Annotated in this window: 7 protein-coding genes; 1 reads left to right on the forward strand and 6 read right to left on the reverse strand. The window is 66.8% G+C overall.

Going from position 1 to position 7636, the window contains the following annotated elements:
• Position 1 precedes the first annotated feature (1 nt).
• On the forward strand, positions 2-913 hold the full coding sequence (locus DGI_RS00920) for a hypothetical protein (protein ID WP_021758724.1): 912 nt from the start codon (positions 2-4) through the stop codon (positions 911-913).
• A gap of 201 nt (positions 914-1114) precedes the next feature.
• On the opposite strand, the gene ftsY is transcribed toward DGI_RS00920, so the two are convergent.
• The 6 genes from ftsY to dnaX all read right to left on the reverse strand — a co-directional run bounded on the left by ftsY (position 1115) and on the right by dnaX (position 7466).
• A complete protein-coding gene (gene ftsY / locus DGI_RS00925; RefSeq protein WP_034608144.1) occupies positions 1115-2818 on the reverse strand; it encodes a signal recognition particle-docking protein FtsY in 1704 nt (567 codons plus the stop codon).
• A 22-nt stretch (positions 2819-2840) separates the two neighbouring features.
• Positions 2841-3686, reverse strand: coding sequence for a TatD family hydrolase (locus DGI_RS00930; RefSeq protein ID WP_021758728.1), 846 nt, complete (start codon positions 3684-3686; stop codon positions 2841-2843).
• Between the two features lies 1 nt (position 3687).
• Positions 3688-4701, reverse strand: coding sequence for a glycosyltransferase (locus DGI_RS00935; RefSeq protein ID WP_021758730.1), 1014 nt, complete (start codon positions 4699-4701; stop codon positions 3688-3690).
• A gap of 3 nt (positions 4702-4704) precedes the next feature.
• Positions 4705-5313, reverse strand: coding sequence for a recombination mediator RecR (gene recR, locus DGI_RS00940; protein ID WP_021758731.1), 609 nt, complete (start codon positions 5311-5313; stop codon positions 4705-4707).
• A gap of 4 nt (positions 5314-5317) precedes the next feature.
• Complete coding sequence (locus DGI_RS00945) at positions 5318-5629, reverse strand: YbaB/EbfC family nucleoid-associated protein (protein ID WP_021758732.1); 312 nt, start codon at positions 5627-5629, stop codon at positions 5318-5320.
• A gap of 130 nt (positions 5630-5759) precedes the next feature.
• Positions 5760-7466: a DNA polymerase III subunit gamma/tau gene (gene dnaX, locus DGI_RS16730; protein ID WP_021758733.1), complete on the reverse strand. Its 1707-nt coding sequence runs from the start codon at positions 7464-7466 to the stop codon at positions 5760-5762.
• Positions 7467-7636: the final 170 nt, after the last annotated feature.

The raw sequence follows: 7636 nt of genomic DNA on the forward strand, positions 1-7636 counted from the left end.
CATGGAACGCATCTACACCGTGGCCCAGCGGGTGTTCGACCCCATTGAGCACTTCTGGGAGCACCCGAACACGCAGCGGGCCGTGGCCGGTGGCATTGTGGCGGTGTTTCTGGCCTCCCTGGCGGGCATAGAACTCGGCCGCCAGGGGCTGCTGCCGGCATCGCTGGCTGCCATCACCCCCACCAGCCACTATTACGCCGTCAACGTGGCTTTCACCTTCCTGCTTATTCTGGAGGTGTTGAGCTTCATTTTCGTGCTGCCCTCGTCCGTGTCCCAGGCGCTGGGCAAGCAACTGGAGCTGCTCTCCCTCATTCTGCTGCGCAACTCCTTCAAGCACCTCATCCACCTGCCCGAGCCCATCGATCTTTCCGGCGGTGTGGAGCCCCTCTACCCCATCCTGTCCGATGGCGTGGGCGCGCTGGTGATCTTCTTCCTCATCGGCGTGTATTACCGCACCCTCAAGTCCACGCCGGCCATCACCTGCGCCATGGACCGCTACCGCTTCTCCAGCGTCAAGAAGGGTCTGGCCCTGATGCTGCTGGTGTCTTTCCTGGGCCTGGGGGCGCGGTATGTGTACCTCAAGGCCACGGGACAAACGCCGCAGGACTTCTTTGAAACCGTGTACACGGTGCTGATTTTTTCAGACATCCTCATCGTGTTCCTTTCCCACCGCTTCGTGCCCTGCTTCCAGGCCGTGTTCCGCAACTCGGGCTATGCCATCTCCACCCTGCTCATGCGCATGAGCCTCACCGCGCCCATCTACTATGATGTGGGCATCGGCATCGCCTCCGCCCTGCTGGCCCTGGGCATCACCAAGGCCTACAACCACTGGACTCCGCCCCCGCCGGAACGCAAGCCGGAAAAGCCGGACCATTCCAGGCTGGAAGGACACGTGGTCAGCCACGGGGAATAAGGCATTTTAATTTTGGAAAAGACATTGCGAGAGGGGAAACCTGTTGCAAAAGGTTTCCCTTCCCGCGCTCTCCCCTTCCAAAACGTTGATCGTGACCTTGAATCACCATAAAAAGTCTTTGGACTGGGGGTTCGGGGGAAGAACCTTTCTTAGAACGGTTTTCCCCCGAGAGTTCCTTGCATTGCTCTTGCCCTGTTCGGGCTACTCCAGCAGGGCCTTGATGAAGTCCTCGCCGTGGAAGGGCCGCAGGTCTTCCATCTTCTCGCCCAGGCCCACAAAGGTGATGGGCAGCTTGAACAGGCTGGCGATGGCCACCACCACCCCGCCCTTGGCCGTACCATCGAGCTTGGTGAGGATGATTTCGTCCACGCCCACGCCCTGATTGAACAGCCGGGTCTGGGACAGGGCATTCTGCCCGGTGGTGGCGTCCAGCACCAGCACGCTGCGATGCGGCGCGCCGGGATGCTTCTTGCCCAGCACCCGCTTGATCTTCTTGAGCTCCTCCATCAGGTCCACCTTGGTGTGCAGGCGGCCGGCGGTGTCCACGATGAGCAAATCGTAGCGTTCCTTGAGGCAGTGTTCCACGGCCTCGAAGGCCACGGCCGCGGGGTCCGCATTCTGTCCCTTGGCGAAAAAGCCCGCCCCGGTGCGGCCGGCCCAGATGCGCAACTGCTCCACGGCGGCGGCGCGGAAGGTGTCCCCCGCGGCAATGAGCACCCGGCGGCCCTGCAGCACCCCACGATGGGCCAGCTTGGCGATGGTGGTGGTCTTGCCCACGCCGTTGACGCCGATGACGAGCACCACTTCGGGCGGATTCACGGCCTTGATGGTCCTGGGCGGGGTAAAGATGTCCTTGAGCTCTTCCTGCAGCAGCTCGCGCATGGCCGCGGGATCGGTCACGCCCTGACTGCGGGCGCGTTCCTTGAGGGCGGTGGTGAGGGACGTGGCGGCTTCCACGCCCACGTCGGCCATGATGAGCACCTCTTCCAGCTCTTCCCAGAAGGCGTCGGTGAGGGCATCGTGGGACGAGAACAGCACATTGAGCTGCCGGGTAAGCTGCTCTCTGGTTTTCTGAATGGATTCCGAGAGCTTGATGAACAGCCGGGAGCGCTCGTCCTCTTCGTCCTCCAGCTCCAGGGCCAGGGCCAGGCGGTACTGCAGCTCGGACCGGAAGTCCTTGACCCGGATGTACTCCATGTCGTCCAACCACTTGGTGAAGGACGTAATGAAGGCGCGGGCCTCGTTCTCGGGCGCTTCCAGGGCCTGGAACAGGAAGGACAGCCGCTCCCACAGCTCGGGCGAGGCCTTTTCATGCTCGCCGAGGATCAGGGCCAGCCAGACAGACAGCCGGGGCTCGGCCTGCCGCAGGGCCAGGGCCAGCTCGGCCTGCCAGGCGGGCTGATCGGGCGCGACTGCTGCCGGGGGCGCAGGCTGCACAGGTGCGGCAGGCGCTGGTGCAGGCGCTGGCGCTGGTGCTGGTGCAGGCGCTGGCGCTGGTGCAGGCGCTGGTGCGGGCGCTGGTGCGGGGGCTGGTGCTGTAACGGCTTCTGGCGCAGGCTGCACCGGCTCGGCCGCAGGGGGCAGATCCAGCTCCTCGTCCGAGAACTCGAACACCTCGTCCAGGTCCAGCACCGGCAGTTCTTCGGGAACCACCTCGGCGGAAGCCGCGACGGCGGCCGGAGCCGGTTCGGCGACTTCAACCGGCTTGACTGGCTCGACGACTTCGACCGACTCGACGGGTGTAACCGGCTCGACGGGTGTAACCGGCTCGACAACCTCGACCGGTGTAACCGGCTCGACAGCTTCGACAACCTCGACGGGCTCGACGGGCTCGACGGGCGGCGCCGCTGCCGCCGGGGGCTGTTCCTTGGACCACAGTCGCTTGATCTTGGAAAAAAATGCCATGCGTGTTCCTCCAGGCGCAGTCTCAGCAGGCCGGCAGGCCGAAGAAGGCCCGGGCCGTCTCGCCGGTGGCAGCCCACAGCGCCGCCGGGTCCATGGCCTTGCAGCGGGCCACTTCCACGGCGGTGAAGGCCATCAGGGCCGGTTCGTTGGTGGTGCCGCGCCAGGGTTCAGGGGTCAGGTAGGGGCAGTCTGTCTCCAGCATCAGCCGCTGCAGGGGGATGGCAGCCACGGCCTCGCGCAGGGCGGTGTTTTTGGCATAGGTGACCGGTCCGGGGATGGAGACGTGCCAGCCGGCAGCCACAATCTCCCGGGCCTGGTCCAAATCCCCGCCAAAGCAGTGCCAGAGCACGGGCCGATGGGCAAAGCCCAGGTCCTTGAGCATGGCCACGGCATCGGCATGGGCCTCCCGGGAGTGGATGACCACCGGCAGCGCCAGGCCGCGGGCCAGCTCCAGCTGGGCGGCAAAGGCCGCGCGCTGGACGGCCGGGTCCACGCGGTCCCAGTAATAATCCAGGCCGATTTCGCCGATGGCCTTCATGCGTCCGGCCGTGCGGGCGTCCTCGCGGCAGATGGCTTCCATCTCCGCCACGGCGGCGTCGGTGCACTGCTCCGCGCTGTTGGGGTGCACGCCGATGGCAAAATCCACGTTTCGATGGGCCTCGAACAAGGCGACGCCATTGCGGTAGGCCTCCGGCCCCAGGAAGATCTGCAGCAGCCGATCCACCCCGGCGGCGCGGGCACGGGCCAGCACAGCCGGGAGGTCCTCGGCCAGCGGCTTGAAATCCAGATGCGCGTGACTCTCCACCCCCACACAGGGAAGCTGGAGGGTCTCCGGCGCGGGGCGATCCTGTTTCTTTTTCTTGGACATCTCAGCAAAACACCTCGCCGGCGGCCGCCCTGGTCCAGAGGGCCTCGGCAGTATGGGCAAAGACGTGGGGCGCATACCGGGCCGCCGTGGTCCGGGCTGCGGCCAGTGCCGGGGCAAGGCGGGCATCGCCCTCGGCATGCCAGCGCAGGGCCTGCTCCAGGGCCAGGGTGGCAGCGAGGACGTCGCCATCCGGTGCGATGAGCGCGTTGCCCGGCGCGTCCGGGTGAGACTCGAACCACGGGCCGGGCAGGCCGTCCCAGGCCTGGCGCAGGTAGTCCCAGCCGCCATGGCCGGCAAAGCCCGTCACCAGGCAGCCGCTGGCCATGGCCTCCAGAGGCGGCAGCGGGCAGCCCTCGGGAAAGCCCGTGGCCAGAAAAATCTGACTGCGCCGCAACGCCTGGGCCACGCCCTGCTGATCCAGCCCGTGCACCGGCTCCCAGACCACGCGCCCGCGCAGGGCCGGCGTCTGCCGCAGCCGATGCGCCAGCGCGGCCTGAATCTGCTGCCCCAGGGCCTTGTTCTTGCGCGGCATCCAGGCAATCCGCACCTCGCGGACACCCTGCGGCGCAGACGCCGGGACCGCCTCCGGAAAGAACACCGCGCCATCCACGGCCGGCCGCAGGATGGGCGCGTCCTGCCCCAGCACGTCCTTGATGAACCGGGCCACCGGGGCGGAGATGGCCAGAAAATGCGCCGGCAGCCGGTCCCAGCCCAGGCCCTCGGGCAACGACGAAAACAGCATGCCGTGATTCTGCACCCAGACCACGCAGCGCGCCCCGGCGTGCAGCCCGGGAGCCAGGGCATTGGGCCAGCCCTCGGGCACAAGCCAGAGGTCCTGCGGCGCGGGCAGGGCCTGCTCCCAGGACAGACAGGGGAAGTCCGCGTCGGCCAGGCCTTCGCGCAGCACGGCGTACACCTCCCGCCCTGCGGCATGCAGGGTACGCACCAGGGCCTTGAGCACGGCCAGGCCGCCGGAGCCCCGCGCCAGGGGCGGCAGAAACACAAAGGTACGCACGGGCTAGAACTCCTGCCGATACGTCAGGGACTGGCGCAGGGTTTCCTTGTCCATGTATTTCACTTCCGCCCCCAGGGGCATGCCCTGGGCCAACCGGGTGACACGCACCTGCGGAAAATCCCGGGCCAGCAGGTTCTTCAGATAGCTGGCGGTGTTTTCCGCTTCCAGGGTGGTGCCCAGGGCCAGCACCACTTCCTGCACCTGCCCTTCGGCCAGACGTCGGGTGAGCCGGTCCAGATCCAGATCCGCCGCGGCCACACCGTCCAGGGGGGCGATGAGCCCGCCCAGGATGAGATACGCGCCCGGGAAGAAGCCGCCGGATTCAATGGCCAGCAGGCTGTCCCATTCGGCGAGCACGCAGAGCACGGCCGGATCGCGCCGGGGATCCATGCACAGCTCACAAGGATCCCGGTCCGCCAGGCCGCCGCAGCGCGAGCAGATGGCCAGGCGATCCCGCAGTTCGTGGATGGCCGTGCCCAGATTGCGCGTGCGCGCCTCGGGCCATTTGAGCAGGGTCAGGGCCAGCCGCAAGGCGGACTTGGGCCCCAGCCCCGGCAGGCTGGCCAGCTCCGTCACCAGGACATGCAGCGGTCCGGGCAGTGTGCTGGGCATGGAGTTAGAACATCCCCGGAATCTTGACCCCGCCGGTGATGGCGCTCATTTCCTGCTCCATCATCTCCCGGGCCTTCTTCATGGCTTCGTTGACGGCGGAGAGCACCAGATCTTCCAGCATGCCCACGTCGCGCGGGTCCACGGCCTGGGGATCGATGGTCACCTTGAGCACGTCCTGCCCGCCGGTGCACACCACCGTGACCATGCCGCCGCCCACGGAGGCTTCCACGGTCCGCTCCTTGAGCTCTTCCTGCATCTTGGTGATCTTGCGTTGCATCATCTGGGCCTGGCGCATCAAATCGTTCATGCCGCGCATGGATACTCCTTACACATGGTGAATTGGGGACACCTGTTTTGGGGAAAGGGGATTCCCCACACCCCTTTCCTACAGACTTGTCTGTGGAACCTCAAACCATTGTCGGCCGGTTCATGCAGCACCGCTCTCTCTACTGCTGCCGCTTCACATTGATGATGCGGCCGGCCAGCTCGGCCTGCACGGCCTGCACCACCGGATGCTGCAGCACTTTGGCTTCCATCTCCTGCTGCGTCTCCACCGGCGCGGGCGGCTCCACCACCAGCTCCAGGCCCGGCCCGAAATAGTCGGCCAGACAACGGGAGAACAGCGCGAAGTGCGGCGGGTCCGTCAGTTGCGCATGAAAAAACTCGCTGGCGCAGGGAATCATCAGCCGATTCCCCTCCAACACCGGCGAAACCCCGTGCAGCCGCGAGGCCATGCCCGTCCCGGCCAGGGCCGCCTTGTAGCACTCCATGAATCCCGACCAAGAGCGGGACGGCGCTGCGGGCTGCGGGGCTGGCGCTGCCCCCTCCCAGGGTGGGATGGAAGACGGCGGCGGCGAAACAGGCGTGGACGGCGCGGCAGCCGGCGGTGCGGCAGAAGACGGCGCGGGAGACGGTGCAGCCGGCGGTGCAGAAAACGGCGGGGCTGCCGGCACGTCCTCCCGCCGCAAGGAAGCCACGGGCAGCAGTCGCGGCAAAAACGCCAGATTCAGCAGCAGCAGTTCCAGGGCCAGGGCCGGTTCCGCGCTGGTAAGCACCCGGCGCTGCCCTTCCAGGGTCATCTGCCACGCGGCATGGATGTGGGCCAGGGAGAACTTGCGGGACCACTCCAGCCAGCCCCGGGCCGCCTCGGTGCTCATCTCCAGCAGGGGCAGGGCAGCCTCCCCGCTCTGCTTGAGCAGAAACAGATTGCGCCAGCTCTGGCCCAGTTCCCGCAGAAAAAATCCCATGTCCAGCCCCTGATCCAGCACGGCCCGGAGCAGCCCGGCCAGGGCCACGGGATCCTGGCGATGGATGGCGGCCAGCATGTCCTGCAGCACGTCCTGTCCGGCCAGGCCCAGCAGATCGCGCACCAGGGCTTCTTCCACCCTGCCCCGGCCCTGGTGCCCCAGGGCCAGCACCTGACTGAGCAGGGACATGCCGTCCCGCACGCTGCCTGCGGCCCGGCGGGCCAGCAGCTGCACGGCGCCGTCTTCGTAGTCCACGCCCTCGCGGGCCAGCACGCTTTGCAGGTGCTGCGCCAGACGGGCATGGGTGACGCGCTTGAAAATGAAGTGCTGGCAACGGCTGATGATGGTCGCCGGAAACTTGTGGGCCTCGGTGGTGGCCAGGATGAACGCGACGTTGCCCGGCGGCTCCTCCAGCGTCTTCAGCAGGGCGTTGAAGGCCTCGCGGGTGAGCATATGGGCTTCGTCAATGATGCAGACCTTGTACCGGCAGGCCATGGGCGCGTAGGCCACGTCCTCGCGCAGGCGGCGGGCATCGTCGATGCCGCGGTTGGAGGCGCCGTCCATCTCCACCACATCCACGCTGGATCCCTGGGTGATCTGCCGGCAATGCGTGCACTGGTTGCACGGTTCGGCCGTGGGACCGGTCAGGCAATTCATGGCCTTGGCGAAGATGCGGGCGCAGGTGGTCTTGCCCACGCCGCGGGTGCCGCTGAAGAGATAGGCCGGGGCGATGCGATTTTCCAGGCTGGCCCGGGAGAGGATGGACGTGACCATCTCCTGCCCCACCACGTCGGCAAAGCGTTGCGGACGATAGCGGGCCGTGAGGGGACCGCCGGCCGGAGGGGCCGAAGCCGGGGCGCTCTCTGGCGCGGACGGGGGCAGGATGGGGGACGACGCGTCGGACATGCAGGGGGGATACCTCAGAAGCGGCGCACACGGCAAGGCGTTCCCAGGGGGGGCCTTGCCTCCGCCGAGTGTTTCCATAAAAACAAACAGGGGGAAAGCCTTTCGTCAGAAAGGTCATTCCCCCAAGAACTCTTCCCAAAAGGACAACACCCTAGCCCGCATATTGCACA

Origin of the sequence: Megalodesulfovibrio gigas DSM 1382 = ATCC 19364 (genome assembly GCF_000468495.1) — a bacterium.
In the GTDB taxonomy this organism is placed as follows: Bacteria; Desulfobacterota; Desulfovibrionia; order Desulfovibrionales; family Desulfovibrionaceae; genus Megalodesulfovibrio; species Megalodesulfovibrio gigas.